General features: G+C 65.4%; 21 protein-coding genes and 1 pseudogene. 13 read left to right on the forward strand and 9 right to left on the reverse strand.

Annotated features, from left to right (window positions below):
* Positions 1-3 precede the first annotated feature (3 nt).
* Genes M5I08_RS01390 through M5I08_RS01400 form a run of 3 tightly spaced genes read left to right on the forward strand, consistent with a single transcriptional unit; the run spans position 4 to position 3,292 of the window.
* Complete coding sequence (locus M5I08_RS01390) at positions 4-849, forward strand: ABC transporter permease (RefSeq protein WP_249763275.1); 846 nt, start codon at positions 4-6, stop codon at positions 847-849.
* The gene (locus M5I08_RS01395) at positions 846-2,540 is read left to right on the forward strand and encodes a dipeptide ABC transporter ATP-binding protein (protein WP_219067010.1); all 1,695 of its coding nucleotides are present in this window, start codon (positions 846-848) and stop codon (positions 2,538-2,540) included. The genes M5I08_RS01390 and M5I08_RS01395 overlap by 4 nt, the downstream gene beginning before the upstream one ends.
* Positions 2,537-3,292: an oxidoreductase gene (locus M5I08_RS01400; protein WP_249763027.1), complete on the forward strand. Its 756-nt coding sequence runs from the start codon at positions 2,537-2,539 to the stop codon at positions 3,290-3,292. Before M5I08_RS01395 ends, M5I08_RS01400 begins: the two co-directional genes overlap by 4 nt.
* Before the next feature lie 617 nt (positions 3,293-3,909).
* Here M5I08_RS01400 and M5I08_RS01405 read toward each other — a convergent pair.
* Positions 3,910-4,758: an HAD-IB family hydrolase gene (locus tag M5I08_RS01405; RefSeq protein ID WP_219066994.1), complete on the reverse strand. Its 849-nt coding sequence runs from the start codon at positions 4,756-4,758 to the stop codon at positions 3,910-3,912.
* Between the two features lie 405 nt (positions 4,759-5,163).
* Between M5I08_RS01405 and ssd the strand changes: the two genes are divergently transcribed.
* From ssd to tnpC, 9 genes are all read left to right on the forward strand, one after another.
* Positions 5,164-6,255, forward strand: coding sequence for a septum site-determining protein Ssd (gene ssd / locus M5I08_RS01410; protein WP_219066995.1), 1,092 nt, complete (start codon positions 5,164-5,166; stop codon positions 6,253-6,255).
* The gene (locus tag M5I08_RS01415) at positions 6,252-7,415 is read left to right on the forward strand and encodes a TadA family conjugal transfer-associated ATPase (RefSeq protein WP_219066996.1); all 1,164 of its coding nucleotides are present in this window, start codon (positions 6,252-6,254) and stop codon (positions 7,413-7,415) included. The genes ssd and M5I08_RS01415 overlap by 4 nt, the downstream gene beginning before the upstream one ends.
* The gene (locus M5I08_RS01420) at positions 7,412-8,203 is read left to right on the forward strand and encodes a type II secretion system F family protein (RefSeq protein ID WP_219066997.1); all 792 of its coding nucleotides are present in this window, start codon (positions 7,412-7,414) and stop codon (positions 8,201-8,203) included. The genes M5I08_RS01415 and M5I08_RS01420 overlap by 4 nt, the downstream gene beginning before the upstream one ends.
* 49 nt (positions 8,204-8,252) lie before the next feature.
* Entirely contained in the window at positions 8,253-8,843 is a 591-nt protein-coding gene (locus tag M5I08_RS01425) for a type II secretion system F family protein (RefSeq protein ID WP_219066998.1), read from the forward strand.
* Between the two features lie 36 nt (positions 8,844-8,879).
* Positions 8,880-9,086, forward strand: a complete 207-nt coding sequence (locus tag M5I08_RS01430) for a DUF4244 domain-containing protein (RefSeq protein ID WP_219066999.1) — start codon at positions 8,880-8,882, stop codon at positions 9,084-9,086.
* A gap of 23 nt (positions 9,087-9,109) precedes the next feature.
* The gene (locus M5I08_RS01435) at positions 9,110-9,412 is read left to right on the forward strand and encodes a TadE family type IV pilus minor pilin (RefSeq protein ID WP_219067000.1); all 303 of its coding nucleotides are present in this window, start codon (positions 9,110-9,112) and stop codon (positions 9,410-9,412) included.
* A 31-nt stretch (positions 9,413-9,443) separates the two neighbouring features.
* A complete protein-coding gene (locus M5I08_RS26440) occupies positions 9,444-9,944 on the forward strand; it encodes an Rv3654c family TadE-like protein (protein WP_307728207.1) in 501 nt (166 codons plus the stop codon).
* 353 nt (positions 9,945-10,297) lie between these two features.
* Positions 10,298-10,669 carry a hypothetical protein gene (locus M5I08_RS01445; protein ID WP_249763028.1) on the forward strand — a complete coding sequence of 124 codons (372 nt, stop codon included), beginning with the start codon at positions 10,298-10,300 and terminating at the stop codon, positions 10,667-10,669.
* Between the two features lie 4 nt (positions 10,670-10,673).
* On the forward strand, positions 10,674-11,852 hold the full coding sequence (gene tnpC, locus M5I08_RS01450; RefSeq protein WP_249763029.1) for an IS66 family transposase: 1,179 nt from the start codon (positions 10,674-10,676) through the stop codon (positions 11,850-11,852).
* Between the two features lie 112 nt (positions 11,853-11,964).
* On the opposite strand, the gene M5I08_RS01455 is transcribed toward tnpC, so the two are convergent.
* The 6 genes from M5I08_RS01455 to M5I08_RS01475 all read right to left on the reverse strand — a co-directional run bounded on the left by M5I08_RS01455 (position 11,965) and on the right by M5I08_RS01475 (position 16,891).
* On the reverse strand, positions 11,965-12,618 hold the full coding sequence (locus M5I08_RS01455) for a hypothetical protein (protein WP_219070714.1): 654 nt from the start codon (positions 12,616-12,618) through the stop codon (positions 11,965-11,967).
* Between the two features lie 10 nt (positions 12,619-12,628).
* Positions 12,629-14,467: an amylo-alpha-1,6-glucosidase gene (locus tag M5I08_RS01460; RefSeq protein WP_370328553.1), complete on the reverse strand. Its 1,839-nt coding sequence runs from the start codon at positions 14,465-14,467 to the stop codon at positions 12,629-12,631.
* Complete coding sequence (locus M5I08_RS26445) at positions 14,394-14,669, reverse strand: glycogen debranching enzyme N-terminal domain-containing protein (protein WP_370328613.1); 276 nt, start codon at positions 14,667-14,669, stop codon at positions 14,394-14,396. The genes M5I08_RS01460 and M5I08_RS26445 overlap by 74 nt, the downstream gene beginning before the upstream one ends.
* Positions 14,670-14,738: 69 nt before the next feature.
* On the reverse strand, positions 14,739-15,116 hold the full coding sequence (locus M5I08_RS01465; protein WP_219070708.1) for a DsrE family protein: 378 nt from the start codon (positions 15,114-15,116) through the stop codon (positions 14,739-14,741).
* A gap of 50 nt (positions 15,117-15,166) precedes the next feature.
* On the reverse strand, positions 15,167-16,441 hold the full coding sequence (locus M5I08_RS01470; protein ID WP_219070706.1) for an NAD(P)/FAD-dependent oxidoreductase: 1,275 nt from the start codon (positions 16,439-16,441) through the stop codon (positions 15,167-15,169).
* 93 nt (positions 16,442-16,534) lie between these two features.
* Entirely contained in the window at positions 16,535-16,891 is a 357-nt protein-coding gene (locus tag M5I08_RS01475) for a DsrE family protein (protein WP_219070705.1), read from the reverse strand.
* A 210-nt stretch (positions 16,892-17,101) separates the two neighbouring features.
* On the opposite strand from M5I08_RS01475, the pseudogene M5I08_RS01480 reads away from it, so the two are divergent.
* Positions 17,102-17,242, forward strand: a pseudogene (locus tag M5I08_RS01480) (transposase); the annotation flags it as partial.
* Positions 17,243-17,343: 101 nt separating this feature from the next.
* On the opposite strand, the gene M5I08_RS01485 reads toward M5I08_RS01480, so the two are convergent.
* The gene (locus M5I08_RS01485) at positions 17,344-18,174 is read right to left on the reverse strand and encodes an IS3 family transposase (protein WP_370328614.1); all 831 of its coding nucleotides are present in this window, start codon (positions 18,172-18,174) and stop codon (positions 17,344-17,346) included.
* Between the two features lie 156 nt (positions 18,175-18,330).
* Positions 18,331-19,596 (reverse strand): group II intron reverse transcriptase/maturase, encoded by a 1,266-nt coding sequence (gene ltrA / locus M5I08_RS01490; RefSeq protein WP_249763030.1) that lies wholly within the window; start codon positions 19,594-19,596, stop codon positions 18,331-18,333.
* Positions 19,597-19,833 lie beyond the last annotated feature (237 nt).

The raw sequence follows: 19,833 nt of genomic DNA on the forward strand, positions 1-19,833 counted from the left end.
GAAATGCATGGCGGTACAGGGTTTTGGCGTGATAGCTGGCGATGCTTGCGGCGGCGCCCGAAATTCGTGATCGCGGCCGCACTGATCGTGTTCTTTCTCGTGTTGGCGGTATTCCCGGCGCTGTTCACGTCAGCCGATCCCGGCTACGCCGACCCGTATCAGAGCCTGCTGCCACCGTCGGCGGCGCATTGGTTCGGCACCGACCTGCAGGGCCACGACATCTACGCCCGCACGGTATATGGCGCCCGCGCCTCGATCACCGTCGGCGTCGGCGCCACCCTGCTGGTCTTCGTTGTCGGTGGCGTGTCGGGAGCGTTGGCCGGCTTCTACGGCGGCTGGATTGAGGTGGTTGTTTCCCGTCTCGCCGATGTTTTCTTTTCAATCCCACTGCTGTTGGCGGCCATTGTGTTCATGCAGGTCATGCATCACCGGACGGTGTGGACAGTGATCTCGATCCTCGGGCTGTTCGGTTGGCCGCAGGTGGCCAGGATCGCCCGCGGTGCGGTGCTCGCGGTGCGTGGCAGCGATTATGTGCTGGCCGCGCAGGCGCTGGGGTTGAACAGATTCGGGGTTCTGATACGCCACGTAGTGCCCAACGCTCTTGGCCCGGTGATCGCCGTCGCCGCCATCTCGCTGGGGCTGTTCATCGTGACGGAAGCGACGTTGTCCTACCTCGGCGTGGGGCTGCCGCCGTCGGTGGTGTCATGGGGCGGCGACATCAACGTGGCACAGACAAGGCTACGGGCGGGCTCACCGATCCTGTTCTATCCCGCTGGCGCCCTGGGCCTTACAGTGCTGGCGTTTCTGATGATGGGCGATGTGCTGCGCGATGTCCTGGATTCCCGGTGACGACCGCCGATCAGCCGCTGCTGAGCGTCGTGGGTCTGGAAGTCCGGTTCGGCGACGACGCTCCCGCCGTCAGCAACGTCGAGCTGTCGGTGCACAGCGGGCAGACTGTCGCCGTTGTCGGTGAATCGGGTTCGGGAAAGTCGACGACCGCCGCCGCGATTCTCGGCCTGCTCGCACCGGGCGGACGAACCACCGCCGGCCGCATCGTGTTCGACGGCATCGACCTGACATCGGCGGATCCCCGTCGGCTCCGCTCGATCAGGGGAACTGGCATCGGCTATGTGCCACAGGACCCGGCGACCAACCTGAACCCGGTGTGGAAGGTTGGTTTTCAGATACGGGAGGCGTTGCGCGCCAACAATATCCGCGGCGTGGGGCAACGCTCACTGCAGCTGCTCGATGACGCGGGCATGCCGGACCCCCCGACTCAAGCCGGACGGTATCCGCATCAGCTCTCCGGTGGGATGTGTCAACGGGCGCTGATTGCGATGGGGTTGGCGGGCCGGCCGCGCCTGCTGATCGCCGACGAACCAACCTCGGCACTGGACGTCACCGTGCAACGGCAGGTGCTCGACCATCTGCAGCAGCTGGCAGCGGAATTGGGCACCGCGCTGCTGCTGATCACCCACGATCTGGCATTGGCGGGCGAGCGCGCCGAGAAGCTTTACGTCATGCACCGCGGCCACGTCGTAGAAACCGGGCCAGCGCAATCGATTTTGACGGACCCGCAGCACCCCTACACCCGGCAACTGGTCGCCGCCGCACCACAGGTGCATCCTGCCGGTGGGACGTCGACTGAGCCACGGCGCAGCGACGCAGCGCCCGTCGAGAAGGCCGACGACGACGCCCTCCTGATCGCTTGTGAGCTCACCAAGGTCTACCGGCCAACCCGCGGAAAGCCATGGCGCAAAGAGCAATTCCATGCCGTCGACGGTGTGTCGTTTCGCCTTCGCGAAGCGACCACGCTGGCAGTCGTGGGTGAATCCGGATCTGGCAAATCCACCCTGGCGCGCATGGCGCTTGGCCTGCTGGCGCCGACTTCCGGTACGGTGACTTTCGACGGCCGAAACGTTGCTGCGCTGAGCCGACGCGATGCCCTGGCGTTTCGCCGGCGGGTGCAGCCGGTCTTCCAAAACCCTTACAGCAGCTTGGATCCGATGTACACGGTGTTTCGGACCATCGAGGAACCGCTGCGCATCCACCGGGTCGGTCACCGATACGAGCGGCGCGCGGCCGTTCGAGAGTTGGCCGAACAGGTGGCGCTTCCGTCGTCGGTACTGGATAGGCGGCCCCGCGAGTTGTCTGGCGGGCAACGGCAACGCGTCGCGATCGCGCGGGCCCTGGCCTTGCGGCCTCAGGTGCTGGTTCTCGACGAAGCCGTCTCCGCGCTCGACGTCGTGGTGCAGGCGCAGATACTCGACCTGCTTGCCGAGCTGAAGGAGGCGCTGGGCCTGAGCTATCTGTTCATCAGTCACGACTTGGCCATCATCCGAGAGATCGCCGATGAGGTGCTGGTGATGCAAGCCGGCCGGGTGGTGGAGCACGCGGCCACCGACCAGGTCTTCACCCGCCCGCAGCAGCACTACACTCGTCAGCTGTTGGCGGCGATCCCGGGCGGCGATCGCAAGCGCGGCGAAGCCGGGCGCGGCGGGTCGCCGCAATCAAGTAGGCCCTATGGTCAAAGCTCGTGAGTTCTGACCCGTTGGCGCCGCTGATGGCGCTTCCTGGCGTCGCCGACGCCAGCGACCAGGCGCGCGATGCGCTCGGCCGAGCGCATCGCCACCGCGCCAACTTGCGGCGCTGGCCGGTGACCGCCGCCGAGGCGGCGCTGCGCGCGGCGAGGGCGTCGGCCGTGCTCGACGGCGGCGGGTTGAAACACGATGAGCAACTGGAAGTCTCGGCGACCAGCGATCCGGTGTTCGCCGGTGCGCTGCGCGTCGCCCAGGCGCTGGAAGGCGGCGAGACCACTCTGGTCGGCGTATGGCAGCGTGCGCCGCTGCAGGCGCTGGCGCGGCTGCATATGCTCGCCGCCGCCGACCAGGTCGACGAGGGCCGGTTGGGCCGCCCACGCGCCGAGCCCGATGTCGGGCCCCGCCTCGAACTGCTCGCGAAGGTCGTCACCGGTGGTAGCCGGGCGCCGGCCCCGGTGATCGCCGCGGTTGCCCACGGTGAACTGCTGACCCTGGCACCGTTCGGCAGCGCAGACGGTGTGGTTGCCCGGGCCGTGGCGCGGCTGGTCACCATCGCCACCGGTCTCGACCCCCACGGACTGGGCGTACCGGAGGTCGGCTGGATGCGTCGCGCCGCGGACTACCGCGACGCCGCCCGCGCGTTCGCCGCCGGAACGCCCAACGGGATGGCTGCATGGTTGGTGCTGTGTTGCCGCGCGATGCGCGACGGCGCACAAGAGGCACTGTTGATCGCCGAATCGCTTACCGATTAGGTTGCCGCACGCGTGGTCCAGACGGACAAAGCGGGCGACGATCCGAAGGATTTCGGCTCGCCGCCCGCCAGCACGGGACTCGGTTACCAAGCGTGCAACTCCGGGCTGCGTGGGTTGGCCTCGGCGATCTTGCGAAGCTTCCGGCGGCAACCCCACCCAAAGGGTCGTCGACGTCGTCCGCTCCTCGCAATCACGCAGGCCCGCAACACTTCTGCCATTTTCGCGGCTGTGACTCCGCGTGGGTGCCGGGAACCGTGCTGGGTCGCCCAGTTCGGGAGATCGAGCCTTCTCCTCCGGAACGATCTTGGCCTCATCGGGCTTCCGTGACTCCTTTGTACTACGTGACCCTGCTCACATCAAGAGTCAAACGTGCCTCACCTGGGTGAGCTAGCCCCTTACTGCGGGTGTTTTCGGGGTCAAGTGTGTGCCAACGCTTCCAGCACCAACGCGCCCGCCAGCGCCGCAGGCACCAACGCGCCCGCCAGCGCCGCAGACATATTGGCACACTAAAGACTTGTTGCCTGACGGGGTCAATCAGGGAGTCGATTACCCTCAAAGCGCGCACGGGATATGCCTGCCGGGTTACCGAATGAGTTTGCTACGACCGGTGACGGCGACTACAGCGCGAACCGGCGGAGCAGCGAATAAGTCAGCGCCCCGGCGGCCAGCGCGCTGACACCCACCGCCGCGGTCGTGGCGACCGCAGCTCCCGACGGCGCCGGAATACGGTCGCGCAACGATACCGGCCGCGAAAACGCCAGCACCGGCCAGCCGCGGGCAGCCGCTTCCCGGCGCAGCGCGCGGTCAGGGTTGACCACGCTCGGATGCCCGGCGACTTCCAACATCGGCAGGTCGGTGATCGAGTCGGAGTAGGCGTAGCAATGTTCGAGCGGGTAGCCCTCGCACGCGGCCAACTCGCGGATGGCCTGCACCTTGCCTTCGCCGTAGCAGTAGAACGCGATCTGGCCGGTGTACTTGCCGTCCTCGGCGACCATGCGCGTGGCCATCGCGTGGGTGGCGCCGAGCGCACGCGCGATCGGTGCCACCAGTTCCTCGCCAGATGCCGACACCACCACGACATCGCGGCCGCACAGCTTGTGGCTGGCGATCAGGTCTGCGGCTTCGGCGAACACCAGCGGCGTGACAATTTCGTGCAGAGTCTCGCTGACAATCGACTTGATCTGCTCGACATCCCAGCCGGTGCACATGGCGGACAGATGGATGCGCATCCGGTCCATCTGGTCGTGGTCGGCGCCGGACAGCAGGAACAGAAACTGGGCGTAGCTCGACTTGAGCACGGCCCGCCGGTTGATCAATCCCTGATCGAAGAACGGTTTGCTGAACGCCAGCGTGCTCGACTTGGCGATGATGGTCTTGTCGAGATCGAAAAATGCGGCGGTGCGCGGACTGGGACCGGTGCTTGGTGGTGATGTTTGCTGGTCAGCGGCCGAGTGCGGGACGGTCACCGCCCCAGCATAGGGGGAAAAGGCGACAAAACGCACATGGCGCACAAAATGCCCGGTCAACGACGGCTCGGTTGCTCGCGACGGCGGCACGGCGCACGCGCGACGCGACCAAAAGCCGTGTGCACAACCAAAACGGCTCTTGCGCTGCAAGATGCTGTCATGTGTATAGTAACCAGTACTCGGCTTAGCCGAGGGTGTATCAGCCCGACCCCCCGGGGCTGATACACGACGACCCTCGCCTCCTCCCCCCCTGGCGGGGGTCGTCCCTTTTGTCGGGTAACAGCCGTCGCCGCGGCCCGCGGGCTTTGCCGGGTTGCGGTTCCGCGTTGTGCACAGATCAGACGTTGTCCACAAATCCTCGTTTGCGACTGGCGGCGCCGGAGCATGCCAGGGCACGGTGGCCCAATGACCACCTCTGCCGGCATCCGCGGAATCCTCGCCGGCGTAGCTCAACCCGCATTGCGCGATGACGTCGACCGGATTGCGGCCGCCGTCGGTGTACGGGTCGTCCACACCGGGGGCGCCTCGCCCATCAGCCGGAAAACTTGGTCGGCGGCCGCGGCGGTGGTGCTCGACGAGGCCGCGGCGCACGGATGCGCACGCTCTGGACTGCCGCGCCGCGCACACGTGATCGTGGTGACGGGCGGCGAACCGGCGTCGGCGACCTGGGCCGCGGCCGTCGACGTGGGCGCCCGGCAGGTGCTCAGGCTGCCGATCCAAGAGCGTGAGCTGGTCCGCGCGCTCGCCGATGCCGGCGACTGCACGCGGGACGACCGCCCGCGGGGCGAGGTCGTCGCAGTTATCGGTGGGCGTGGCGGGGCGGGCGCGTCGGTGTTCGCCGCCGCGCTGGCACACGTCACCACCGATCCGTTGCTGATCGATCTCGATCCCTGGGGCGGCGGCATCGATCTGCTGGTGGGTTGCGAGACCACCCCCGGCGTGCGCTGGCCCGACTTGGCGTTGCAAGGCGGGCGGCTGAACTGGTCGTCAGTGCGGGAGGCGTTGCCGCGCCATCGCGGGATCTGCATGCTGTCGGGCACTCGGTGCGGACACGAACTGGACGCCGCGGCGGTGGACGCCGTCGTCGATGCCGGCCGCCGTGGCGGGGCGACTGTGGTCTGCGACCTTCCGCGCCGACTAACTGATGCCGCCCAAACTGCCTTGGACACCGCCGATCTCGTCGTCGTAGTCAGCCCTTGCGATGTGCGGGCGTGTGCGGCCACGGCGACCATCGCGGCGGTGCTTACCGCCATCAATCCCAACGTCGGGCTGGTGGTGCGTGGCCCCTCGCCGGGTGGGCTGCGGGCAGAGGAGGTGGCCGAGATCGCCGCCGTGCCACTGCTGGCCTCGATGAGGCCGTACCCGCGGCTGGCCGAGCAGCTCGAACACGGCGGTCTGCGGCTATCACTACGCTCTGCGCTGGCGGCGGCGGCTCGCCGGGTCCTGGATGTGCTGCCGGCACGGCCGGTGGGTGCGATGGAAAGCAGGGCGGCATGACCGGTTCGCTCATCGACCGGGTGCGTGAGCGGCTGGCAACGGAATCCGCTCCGCTGCGTCCCGTAGTGGTGGCCGACGCAATTCGGGCCGAATCCGGCGGGGTGCTCGGCGACACGGAGCTGTTGAGCAACCTACGGGTACTGCAGACGGAGTTGACCGGCGCCGGGATTCTCGAGCCGCTGTTGTGCGCGGACGGCACCACTGACGTGCTGGTCACCGCGCCGGACGCGGTGTGGGTCGACGATGGAAATGGTTTGCGGCGCACCGATGTTCGGTTTGCCGACGAAGCCGCCGTCCGGCGCCTGGCGCAACGGCTGGCGTTGGCGGCGGGTCGCCGTCTCGATGACGCGCAACCGTGGGTGGACGGTCAGCTGACCGGGGTGGGCGCTGGCGGCTTCGCGGTCCGGCTGCATGCCGTGCTGCCACCGGTCGCCGTCGCCGGCACGTGCCTGTCGTTGCGGGTACTCCGGCCGGCCACCCAAGATTTGCCCGCGCTGATCGCGGCGGGCTCCATCGCGCCCACGGCCGCCGCGCTGGTCGCTGACGTCATCGCCGCCAGGTTGGCGTTTTTGGTGTCCGGTGGCACCGGCGCCGGAAAGACGACGCTGCTGGCGGCGATGCTGAACGCGGTGGCGCCGGACGAGCGGATCGTGTGCGTCGAGGACGCCGCTGAGCTGGCCCCGCCGCATCCCCATCTGGTCAAGTTGGTCGCGCGCTGCGCCAACGTCGAAGGCGTCGGCGAAGTTACGGTCCGTCAACTCGTTCGGCAAGCGCTGCGGATGCGCCCGGACCGCATCGTCGTCGGAGAGGTTCGGGGCGCCGAAGTCGTCGATCTGCTGGCGGCGCTGAACACAGGTCACGACGGCGGTGCGGGCACCGTGCATGCCAACAATCCGGGCGAGGTCCCAGCTCGTTTGGAGGCGCTGGGCGCTCTCGGCGGACTGGGTCGCGGTGCGCTGCATAGTCAGCTGGCGGCGGCCGTTCAGGTGCTGCTGCATGTTGCGCGTGATCGCACCGGCCAGCGGCGACTGAACGAAATTGCCGTGCTACGTCAAAGCGATGGAAGGGTCGGCGCCGTCACTGTGTGGCATGCCGACCGCGGATTAACCGATGAGGTCGCGAGCTTGCGCCTGTTGATGCAGAGCAGGACGTCAAGATGACCGCCCCGGTGGCGGCGCTCGCATTGTCAGCAGCGGTGCTGGTATCACCGGGATCGCCGCGTCGCCGACTTGCGCGCCCTGATCGCGGCCGCACGTGGTTGCCGCCGCGGGTCATCGGATGGTGTGCCGTCTGTGCTGCGGCTGGCGGTGCCGTATTGCTGCCGCCGACAACGGTTCTCGCGACTGCGGCGCTGGCTGCAACCGCAGGCTTGCGCTACCGCCGCCGGCGCCGTGGCCGTCGCGGCATGGATGAGGCCCGGCAGCTGGAAACCGCGATCGATGTGTTGGTCGGCGAACTGCGGGTCGGCGCCCACCCGGCTCAGGCGTTCGCGGTCGCGGCGAACGAAACGGCCGGCCCGGTCGCGGAATCGTGCCGAGCGGTGGCGGCTCGGGCCCGGTTGGGCGCCGACGTCACCGCCGGATTGCGCAGCGTCGCGCAGACCTCGGCGCTGCCGGCGCACTGGGATCGGCTAGCGGTGTGCTGGGAGCTGGCATCCGAACACGGTCTGGCGATGTCGGCCCTAATGCGCGCGGCGCAGCGCGATATCGTTGAGCGGCATCGGTTTTCAGGACATGTAATGTCTGCGATGGCTGGTGCCCGTGCCACCGCGGCGATCCTGGCGGGCCTGCCGATGCTGACGGTGTTGTTCGGCCAAGTCGTCGGGGCGGACCCGGTGGGGTTCTTGCTGGCCGGGCAGGCCGGGGGCTGGCTGCTGGTGGCCGGGACGGTACTGGTTTGCGGCGGCCTGCTGTGGTCGGACCGCATCACCGATGGGGCGGCATCATGACTCGCGTCGGCGACGATGCGGAGCGAAGCGATGGGGAGGAGCCGCGCTCATGAGTACGGCCGCGCTGCTGCTGGCCTTCGCTCTGTTGAGCGGTGCCCGGCCGTCGAGGGTTCGGGCGCGGGCCATGATGGCCGCCCGCACGCCCGGGACGCCGCAACGGCCGACGCGCGGCCCGGATCCACTGGCCGTCGCCTCGACCCTGGACGTGCTGGCTGTGTGCTTGGCGACGGGCATGGCGGTATCGAGCGCTGCGGCAGCGACTGCGCCCTCGGCGCCGACACTGCTGGCACGGGTGCTGCGTCGCGCCGCCGATCTGCTGGCGTTGGGTGCCGACCCCGCTATCGCATGGGCGGCGCCGCCGGATCTGCCGCCCGGTTCCCTGGACGAGCAGACCGATGCATTGCTGCGGCTGGCACGACGGTCTTCGGCATCGGGTGTGGCGCTGGCCGAGGCGGTGGCCGCGCTTGCCACGCACTGTCGCCAGGACGCCGCGCACGGTGCCACGGCATCTGCCGAGCGTGCCGCGGTGCTGATCGCGGGTCCGCTCGGACTGTGCTTCCTACCCGCGTTCGTGTGCCTGGGCATTGTTCCGGTGGTAGCCGGGCTGGCCGGCGACCTACTGCAGTCGGGCTTGCTATGACGGCGGGCTCTAGACGTGGTTACCGAGGAAGGAAAAATGAAGATAGTCAACAAGTTTCGGGTGCTACGCGCGCGTGCGATCGTCTTGGCGGTCGACGAGGCCGGGATGTCGACGGTCGAGTACGCCATAGGGACGATCGCGGCGGCGGCGTTTGCTGCGGTTCTTTACACGGTGGTGACCGGCGACTCCATCGTCAAGGCATTGACCAACATCATCGCCCGCGCGCTCAACACCAAGGCATAGTCGACGATGCCGGCGCGAGCACCGTGGAGGCCGCGCTGGGCGTCGTCACGCTGGTCGCGGTGCTGGTGCTGTGCCTGGCCGGTGTCGCCGCGGTGTCCATGCAGCTGCGTTGCATTGACGCCGCCCGGGAGGCCGCCCGGTTGGCTGCGCGCGGCGATGAGCGTTCGGCGATCACCACCGCGCGCGGTATCGCGCCCGGCGGAGCCCTGGTGCAGCTGCGTCGAGACGGTGAGTTCGTCGTTGCGACGGTCACCGCCCGGTCGAATGTGCTGCCGGCGCTGGGAATCACGGCTACCGGTGTGTCGGCTGTGGAGCCGCCGCGGTGAACGGGGCTCAGCCACCCTAGTCGCGGCCGCGATGGCCGCTGTGCTGCTGTCCATCGCCGGCGGCGGCGTGTATCTGGGCTCTGCGGTGGTAGCCCGCCACCGGGCCCAGGCGGCGGCCGATTTGGCCGCGCTGGCCGCTGCGGCGCGCTTGGCCGCTGGACCCGAGACAGCGTGCGCGCAGGCGAAGGCGGTGGCCAGCAAGATGCGGGTTGACACCACGGGCTGCGTCGTGGAAGACCTGGACGTCGTCGTCACAACCGAGGTCCGCCTCGCAGTCGGCGGATGGGGCAAGGCGCGCGCCGCCGCCCGCGCCGGCCCGGCAGACCGGGTCCAGTCGCCCCACGCGAGCCTCCGAAATCAACGTGGGCTCGGTGCGGATCACTCGTTGACATCCTCCCCGCAGTTCACTTATCGCAGGGAGCCGGTCCTTTATCCTCTGACCTCCCAGTTCATCACGCTCCTTCGATTGCAACAACGAGAGGCTGCGTTCGACGAACTCGGTGCCGCTTCTTTCGCAAGAGCTTGCAGATGACAAGCCCGCCTGGGTTCCCGAGCCTGGCTCCCATTGCACCGCGGTAGGCCCTGGCCTTACGTGGCGGGGTTGGCCAGGTCAGCACTTTGCGGTGGGAAGGTCAGCCGTCCACGCCTGTTCCGACGTTGCCAGCGACCTTACTGTTAGCTTAAGTAACCCTTATTATTCTTAATATCCGTGGTACCGTGCCTCGTCGTGGCACGGCGATCACGGTCGACCCTTGCGGGGCTGTCGGCCTCGGTTTTTCAACTAACTCGGTGTTGGTGGGTGTCGCTAACACGAAAGGTGCACTGCCGCAAGGATAATCGGAGTGTTAATGGTTCCGGTACCCGACACGGGAGTGCACCTGACAGATGCAGGCTATCAGTGATTGGTCGAAGAATCTGCGAGTCGAGGTCCGCGGCGACGATGTGGCGCAGCACGCCGGGTGCGTACTGCCGCGGATGCTGGCCGATGGGCTCGGACTCACCGCGGGGTTGTCGGCGGCGGTGTCGCGCCCGGAAGTGGTCCACGACCGGGGCGCGGTGCTGCGCGACGTGGCGGTATCGATCGCCGATGGCGGCCGCGACATCAGCGACGTGGTGGTACTCGGTGAACAGCCGCGGCTGTTGGGGCCGGTGGCGTCGGCCGGTGAAGCCGAAGCGTCGGAGCGGGTCGGGGCGGAAGAGGGGCAAGCAGCCCGGAGCCCCGGGGACGCATCTGGCCTGGACCGACGGCCCGGCTGAGCGAGTGGACCGGTTCCCGCAGGGGCGGTGCGGGTGCGGCGCGGAGCTGGCCGGGGCGGCGGATCTGGGGATCGTGGACCGCTACCAGCAGCACGAGATCCCCGCGATCGAAGTGCGGATCACCCAGTACGACCAGCATCGGGTGATGTGCGGCTGCGGCCGGGTGCACACCGCGACCCGCCCCGACGGTGCCCGGTCCGGGCCGGTCGGGTACGGGCCGAACCTGCAGGCTCTCGCGGTGTATCTGATGGTGGTGCAGTTCATCCCCGCGCACCGGGTGGTGGAGCTGCTGGACTCGCTGACCGGCGCCGCCCCCTCGGTGGGGTTCGTGCACGGCATGCTCGCGCGCGCCTCCGCGTTGCTGGCCGAGGTGGACAAACGGATCCGCGCCCTGATCACCCTGGCGTACGCGGTGTGCTGCGACGAGACCCCGCTGCGGGTCGGACCCAGGACCCCCAAGCTCGGCCGGAAGAAGGCCGAGAAGTATCTGCTGGTCGCCTGCACCGAGTGGTGCACCAGTTATCTGGTCGGCGACCGGGATCTGGACACGTTCAAGAGGTCCGTGATCACCGAGCTGGACGGCGCGGTGCTCGTGCACGACCGCTACCAGAACTACGACTCTGCCGCGCTCGGCGATCACACCCATCAGCTGTGCTGTCAGCACCTCGGGCGGGATCTGGGCGATGCCGGCGAGGTCTACCCCGACGCGGAATGGCCGCCCCAGGTCGCTCGGGCGCTGCGCTCGCTGATCCACCAGGCCAACCTCGCCCGCGCCGCCGGTGCCGACGGCATCGACCCCGCCGTGCGTGACAACCTTGTCGGCGAGTTCAAACACGGAGTGCTGGTAGGGCTTTCGGAGACAACCAGCGGCGGCGACCGTCCGGGCGAACGCAAGGCTCGGCTGCTGCTGGAAACCCTGCGCGACCGCGAGGCCGACACGCTGCGCTTCGCCTTCGACCTGCGTGTGCCGCCCACCTCCAACCAGGCCGAACGCGACCTGCGGCCGGCCAAGATCCAGCAGAACATCTCCGGGCGGCTCACCAGCGAGAAACGCACCGAAGACCGCTACCGCATCCGCGGCTACCTGTCCACCGCGGCCAAGCACGGCCGCAACACTTTCGGCACGTTGCGCGAGGCCATCATCGGCCAACCCTGGATGCCACCCGACCCAGCCCCGGCCTGACCGCGGCGCGACAGCGGCCCGACCGCCACCACCGAATCCAACCATTCCGGCGGGGGCGCCGCGGGGCGCAATCACACAAGTCGAACCACAGGTCAACGTCGGGGCTGAATGTTTACAGGACGTGGATTACGGCGGCCTCTGGACCGCGGTTGGTGACGCTGATCTGGATAAGAATGTCGGTGGGGGACTTCTTAGCGAATTCCACAACCACATCGAAGTAGCGATTATCGGCGAAGCAGCCGGTATCGAGCAGCTCATATTCGAACGAGTGCGGATCGGCCTTGCGTCGGGCGTTCTCATTAACGAGATCGGTATAGGGGAACCATTGTTGGGGATATTTGTAGAGCCATTTCGCGTAACTGTGTGTCGGGGTATTGTCCAGGTGGAAATAGTATTCCTTGACATCCTCGCCATGGTTGCCCTCACCGTTGGTCAGACCAAAGGGCCGCTCCTTGAGAATCGGATCAACGCCGTTCCACAGTGCGAGAGCGAAGCAGAGCCGCTGTTTGAGGTCACAGAAGCCGGCCAGGCCGTCCTCACCCCAGCGATAAGCGCGTGACCGCGCATGATCGTGGGGTAAGTAGTCCCATGCGGTCCCGTCCGGGCTGTAATCCTCGCGGACGGTTCCCCATTGGCGATCGCTCAGATACGTACCCCACAGACGCCAGTTGATCGCCTTTGTGGCATCGCCGGTGAGGGTTTCGACCTGCTTGGCCTCGGCCAGCCGCCGCTCCTCGGCCGTGTGGTTGACTGGTTGGCTCGTCATTACCGATCACCTAAGTTTGGACGGAATTGGGGGACGAGGTTAGTCCGGCGCGGTGAGCCCGCTGGACGAGATCCCACGCGCGAAGCGCCTCGGCGACGCTCCAGGCTTGAGCGATACAACCCACCGGGCGCATCGGCGGGTCGCCCTCGGCTATCTCGCTGAGACTGCCCAGCCCCATGGCGCGAACAAGATCGATGTAGGGCCACAGAAACGACTCGGCCCGATCGACATCGTGATAAACACGCAGATGAGCCTGGATGAACGGTCCTAAAAGCCAACCCCAGACAGTACCTTGATGGTAAGCCGAATCGCGGTGGAACTGGTCCCCGCAATAGGTTCCCCGGTAATCCGGATCGGAGGAGTCGAGACTACGCAATCCCGCCGAAGTCAATAGGAAGCGCTCACATGCGTCCACCACGCCGCGCTGTCGATCAGGAGGAAGCGGAGATGCGGGCAGCGAGACCGCGAGAATCTGATTGGGCCGTAGCCGGTCCTCGTTGCCGGCTGGACCGTCGAGCACATCGAAGCAATATCCCATGCCGGGATTCCAGAACCGCTCGAATCCCGCCAACGCCCTGGCGGCTAGATCCTGGTATCTGGCCACCGGCCGGCCCAGTCGCACAGCGAAACGCGCCATGCTTACCAGTGCGTTGTACCAAAGTGCGTTGACCTCGACCGGCTTACCGATCCTGGCTGTGACGACCTGCCCGTCGACGATGGCATCCATCCAGGTGAGCTGGACGCCTGGCTGTCCCGCGTAGAGCAGGCCGTCGGCCTCGTCCACCTTGATGCGATAGCGGGTTCCGCGCAAATGCTGGGTGATAATATCGTCGAGAATGGGGAAAATTCCGTTGAGGAAATTATTGTCACCTGTCGACTCATAGTAGGCGCGGATCGCCTCGAAATACCACAGTGTGGCGTCGACGGTGTTATACATCACGGTCTCGGCCCGGTCGGGGAATCGATTAGGAAGCATGCCCTGGCTGATACAACCGGCGAATGTCTGAAGGATATTTTTAGCAATGGTCGCCCGCCCGGTGGCGAGGGTTAAACCGGGCAGACTGATCATCGTGTCGCGGCTCCAATCGCCGAACCAGTGATAGCCGGCGATCACGGTTCGTCCATCCGTGCCCATATCAGTTGGGCGGGCGACGATGAACTGGTCAGCTGCGAGCACCAATTGACGTACCCACGCGGGTGGGGACTCGTTGTCGGGCCGAGTAGCCGACCAGGTATCGAGAAGACCCGTCTCGTAGCCGCGTCGACGATCCAGTGCGGTGGCGTCCGGCCGGGCAGCGTCATCTGTGCTCGCCACCAGGATGAAGTTCTCGCCGGGTTTGACCTCCGCGTGCGCGGTCACCGCGTGCAGATGATCCTCGCGGTCCGCCAGCCCCCGCTCACGCGCCAATTCGAAACCGTAGTACCAGTGATTGGCGATCGAAATGTCACCAGCACTGGCCCGAAGGATTAACGGTCGTGCACCCGGGAAAGCAACAATCCGCACCCCCTGATCGATCATCTCGTAGCTGGTTTCCCACTGACCCGCCCCGGTCCGACCGTGGAAATCCCGATAATCGACGATGGCCTTGATGCCGATGATGGCGGATTCGCGCGCCGCGGCCATCCGGTACTGGACATAGGTGGTATCCGCGCCGGGCTCCATCCAGATACGCTGCTCCACCAGGGCATCCCCGCAAGCAAACCGCCAGACCGGGATCGTGCCATCAAGCCAGAATCGCTCGATGAGCCGATGACCCGCCGGAGCCACCGCGCCGTCACTCCAACGGTTGGCGAACAAGTCGTAAGACGATCCGCGGTAGGTGAGTGTCGCGTCCGTCTTCACCAGCATGACGGTGCGCCCCAACGGCGGCGAGAGCGCAGCGACCAGCAGGCCGTGATACCCGCCGGGTGAGCATGTTGGCCACCGTCCCGGAGGCATAGCCACCCCGGCCGTTTGCCACCAGCCACTCGCGGCGCTCCGCGACCTCGAGTTCACCGCAGCTCGTTCGGCCCAGACCAACAGCCGGGGCTGGGCCTGAGACCAACGCCATCCCGCCCCAAGACTCTTCGCGCAGAAGGTGACGATTCTTTGCCTGCACCCTGTTCCTGCTCCCCGTAAATCAGGGCCGAATATATGCCCATTGCTCGTGCTGGCGTCCGACGAGATGCGAAATCCCCGAAGGGACCACGGTCACATTCGGGATGAGCTGATCGACGGTGACGCCGGCAGTGCGCATCGAATCGTTGCACGCGAGAAGCGCGACGCCTCGCGCCTGCAGTCGAGCGAGCTCAGCAGTTAACGCAGACTGGCGGGTCAGCGCCCAGATCGCCGCACCGTTGAACACAATCTCGATGTCGGCGCTGGCCACAGCCGTGTCGTCCAGCAGATTCAGCACGTTGCCCGATGCTAGGCGCTGGCGCCCGATATCGGCGTCGTCGACGTGGATCACCGCGCGGACGTGGCTGACATCGAGCCGATCGTCGCCGCTGGCCGTCATATGACAGAACGCTATTCGATCAGCATGGTTGGCGAGAATGAACCCGTGTGTTATTCGCCGGGAAAGTGATCCATGAGCAGGTGGGTGGCGGGTACCCCGAAAGCTGGGGGTTTGCCGCCGGTGCGGAAGTACATCTCTTTGAAGGCCAGCTTCATCGCGTAGGGCGCGTAACCCATCTTGAACACGCTGGTCGTCCCGCCGTACCAAGTATTGGAGTGGATGTAAAAGCCCTGGAAGCCGCCGATGTCGCCGAAGCAGAGGATTTCGGGTTGATAGTCGGCGCCGGTGTCGCCATGGCCGAGTGCCCCGACGGCGATCGCGATCTGACGTGCCACGATCTCGGCCTGCTGGTGACCGAGACTGCCGAGCTTGGGGACGGTCAGGGCCGCGGCGTCACCGACCGCCAAGATCTCCGGGTGGGTGGGGTTGCGCATCCAGCGATCGGTCAGCACGAAACCGCGTTCGTCGGTGATCGACAGCTCCACCAGGAACCGGTGCGGCACCCAGTCGGGGACGATGAGTTTGATCTCGGCGTCCAGGCTTGCTCCGGACTCAAATTCGATCCCGTCGGCGTGAACGTGCCGCACATCTTGGGCGTTGTTAAGGTAACCGAACCCCTTCTTGGCCGCCATCTCGAGGAACGGTGTGACGATCGCCTCGCCGGCGTCTTCGGCGATCATGCCTGCCGGGGTGAACAACGTGATTTTCTGTGCGTCCCCAAGGTGGTGGGTGCTCAGCCAGTGCGCCATGCCCAGGCCCAGCTCCAGTGGCGGACCCTCGCAGGCGGCCAGGCCCACCGGTAGCCAGTCCGGTTTGTCTTGCAGGCCTTGATGGAATCGGGCCGAGCCGATCGCGATCGGGCCACCTTTGTAGGCCGCCAGCCGTCGGCGCAGCTTGTTGCCGTAGAACCCGCTGGATACCGTGTCGCCGTGGTCGCCGAACCCGTCGATCTGGTCATAGGCAAGACGACAGCCCAGCGCGACCACCAGATAGTCATAACTCAGGCTCTCCGGCGCCGAACCGGGACGGTCGCTGGGCACGATCTGCACTCGACGCGCATCCGGGTCGAGCGCCACGACCTCGGCGTTCAGAAACGTGTTGGCGTCCTTTGCATGGATGGCCGGGGTGTAAAGCAGCATCGTCTCCAACGGATCGTGACCGGCAAAGACCTCCATCTGGATGTTCGGCACGAACGTGAGATATGGATTGCGGTCGACGACCACAACATCCACTCTGTCACCGGCGTGCTCCCGGATAAAACGGGCAGTCGTTAGCCCCGCGAAGCTACTGCCCAACACCACCACCTTCGGCTTGGCTGGACTCACAATAGATCCTCTCTCTTGGTACAACAGTGCCGGCCGGCTAAGGCCGCCGGGAGCCGGCCGCCAGACGACCGCTGCTGAGAAGACCGAAAAGGCTTAAAAGGTAAGGACATTCCACCCCTGCATGATCCGGGTGCCTACTTCAACCCCACCTTTGACCACATCAGCGTCGAACATCTGGTCTCGGGTGAGCCCCAGACTTGCCAGTGATACCTCGCAGACGGCGACTTGCACACCCTCCTGGCGCAGCTCTGTCAGCTGCTGCTCAAACTGCGGGGAATTCTTTTGGTTCGACCGCACAATCTCGATTCCGGGACCAAGCAGCAGCAGCTCCACAGGCATTCTGCCGGTCTTGCGCACCATCAGGGTCATCTGCAGTATCGCGTTCGCCCGAACGAAGGCCTCTTTTCCGGTCGTGAGCACAACCAGAGTCGACGTCTCGGATCCGGACATGTGGTGGCCTTCCTCTTACTGGGGTCGGAGCTCTCACTAGGACTGGATGTGCGGCGATATCACGATCAACCATAGTCTCGGACAACTGCTCGTTCACCTCGCCACAAACGAAGCGAATTCCGGTATGGCCGGCAGACCGCACACTGGAGGACGACCGCTTCCGTAGACAGTCATCGAAGTGGAATGATTGTCTGCAAGGAGAAAACTGTTATGGGTTCGACACGGCGGAAGTTCACCCCTGAGTTTAAGTCCGAGGCCGTAGAGTTGGTCATCAGCTCGGGTAAGCCGATAGCCGAAATTGCCCGAGATCTTGGAATCGGTGACGGAACGTTAGGGAACTGGGTGAAAGCAGCGAAGAAACGCGGCGAGTTCAAGGAAAAGCCACTCGAGATCGACGAGCGTGCACGACTTGACCTGCCCGGCCGTTTTCGGACAGTTGTTTATTTATCGTTTTAGGCGGCCCTGTGGTTATTGAACCATTCGGGTTCTACCTCATTCGGCGTGCAGTAGTCCAGTGCTGAATGAAGTCGTTTGTTGTTGTAGCGCAGTTCGATGTATTTGGTGATGTCCTTTCGTGCGTGTTCACGTGTGGGATAGACGGTGCGATTCACTCGCTCGTTTTTCAGGGTGCCGTTAAACGATTCGGCCCAGGCATTGTCGTAACACACACCGGTGCGGCCGACGGAGCGCAGGATGCCAAGCCCTTTCGCGTGATCGGCGAAATCCTGGGAAGTATACTGAGTCCCGCGGTCCGAATGGAAAATTGTCATTCCGGCAGTGATAGGAATTCTGTCAGCAGCCATGGATAATGCGTCGCAGGTGAGTGCCGATGTCATGGTGGAGTCCATGGCATATCCGAGGACTTTCTTGCTGAAACAATCCAGCACGGTCGCCAGGTACAACCATCCTTCCCAGGTGCGGATGTAGGTGATGTCCCCGACAAGCTTGGCCCCGGGCGCGGTCGCGGTGAAGTCCCGGTTGACCAGATCAGGCAGGCCGGCGATATCGCCAGCGATCGTGGTGACAGGCCTAAACGGCCGTGGCTGGCAGGCCACCAGGTGCAGATCACCCATGATCTGGCGGACGGTGTCGTCGTCGATCTGCTCACCCTGGCGCGCCAGCTGGGCATGCACACGCCGGTAGCCATACGTGTGGTCGGAATCGTCGAAGATCGCCACGATCAGGTTCTCCAAGCGACGCCGTTCGAGGTCCCGGGCACACGGTACATGGTTTTTCCACGCGTAATAGCCCGACCGGGACACTGATACGGCATTGCACATCATGGCCACCGAATAGTTGCCTTCTTCAGCGGAAATAGCTGCGTAAACGTCTACGGTTGCTGTTTCTTCGCGAAGAAGGCGGTAGGTCGAGTGGCCCGGGGGAATCTCACCCCCGGGCTCTCACAGAACCGTGCATGACAGTCTCCCGTCACACGGCTCTTACCATCCAGTCGCCATGAAGCCACGGGTATATTCCCAGTGAGCAAACATTCGAGGATATCGTTCCCCCAAGGCTTTCCACCAGGCGTTGACCTTCTTGAACCCGTGCAACCGTCGATATTTCTTGCGAGCCCACCGCACCAAGTAGGTATTGATGCGTTTGCACAGCGCATACAGTTTCGTCCGATAGAACAGACCGTAATATCGCAGCCAGCCTCGCACGATGGGGTTGATCCATCGTGCGATCCGGCCCAGAGTCCAATCCGTGTGTCGGTGCAGGCCCCAGCTGCGGACCTCCCGGTTGATGCGTTTCTCCGCGTCGCGGCTGATGGCAGGCAAGAACGAGGTGAACAACTCCCCGAACTTGTTGCGCGCCGACCGCATTCGGAACTCATAGCCGAGGAACGTGAACGAGGTGTGCTCGGAATCGAGCGTGCGCTTGTTCTCGTCCCGGCAGTAGACGATCTTCGTCTTGTCCGGATGCAGCTCCAACCCCACCGCGGCGAAACGTTCCCCAATGGCGGCCTTCAGCATCAGCGCCTGACGCTCACTGACACAGTGGATCACCGCGTCATCCACGTACCGTTCGAAGTCGACGTCCGAGAACTTCCGGGCCATCCACATGTCGAACGCGTAGTGCATGAACAGGTTCGCCAGAATCGGCGACACCGCGGACCCCTGCGGGGTACCTCGATGCCGCACCTCTTGCGTCCCGTCCGGGAGTTGCAGCGGAGCCGAAAGCCACCGCCGCACATACAACACCACCCAGTCCTGGTCGGTATTGGCCCGAACCGCTTTGACCATCAATTCGTGGTCGACGGTGTCGAAGAACTTGCGGATGTCCAGATCGAGCACCCAGTCCTTCTTGAAACACCGCTGTCGGCATGACGCGACTGCGTCCAGCGCCGAACGCTTGGGTCGATAGCCGTAGGAGCCCGGATGGAAAATTGGCTCCACCCGCTTTTCCAGTTCCATGGCCACCACCGTCTGCGCAACCCTGTCCGCGATCGTCGGCACACCGAGCACCCGCACACCGCCGCCAGCCTCCGGGATCTCCACCGCCCGCACGGGCGGCGGAAAGTACGTCCCCGACGACATCCGGTTCCACACCTTGTAGAGGTTGCCCTTCAGGTCGGACTCGAAGCCCTCGATGGACAACCCGTCCACACCGGCGGCACCCTTGTTGGCCTTGACCCTGCGATACGCCTCCGCAACAGCCCATTTCGATATCTCGAACGGCTTTCCCAGCGATTTCGATTGCTTCATCCAGCTCCTCCCGGCTGCCGCCGGTTGACTGCTTCACCAACCCGAATGGTCCGGCCCCTTTGCTCCGCGCCCATTACAGGCGGTTCAGCGCTACTACGAGCCGGTCCGCCAGCACACCCCGCGTCGGTACTCAACGGCTCACAGTTTCTGCTGCCCGCCGCGCTCCCTCTCGCCCTCACCGAAGCGAAAACTGTATCGGGGCATGCCTTCCCACGTTCCGCGTGAACGCCGCAGACC

It is taken from the genome of Candidatus Mycobacterium methanotrophicum (genome assembly GCF_023515995.1).
Taxonomy (GTDB): Bacteria; Actinomycetota; Actinomycetes; order Mycobacteriales; family Mycobacteriaceae; genus Mycobacterium; species Mycobacterium methanotrophicum.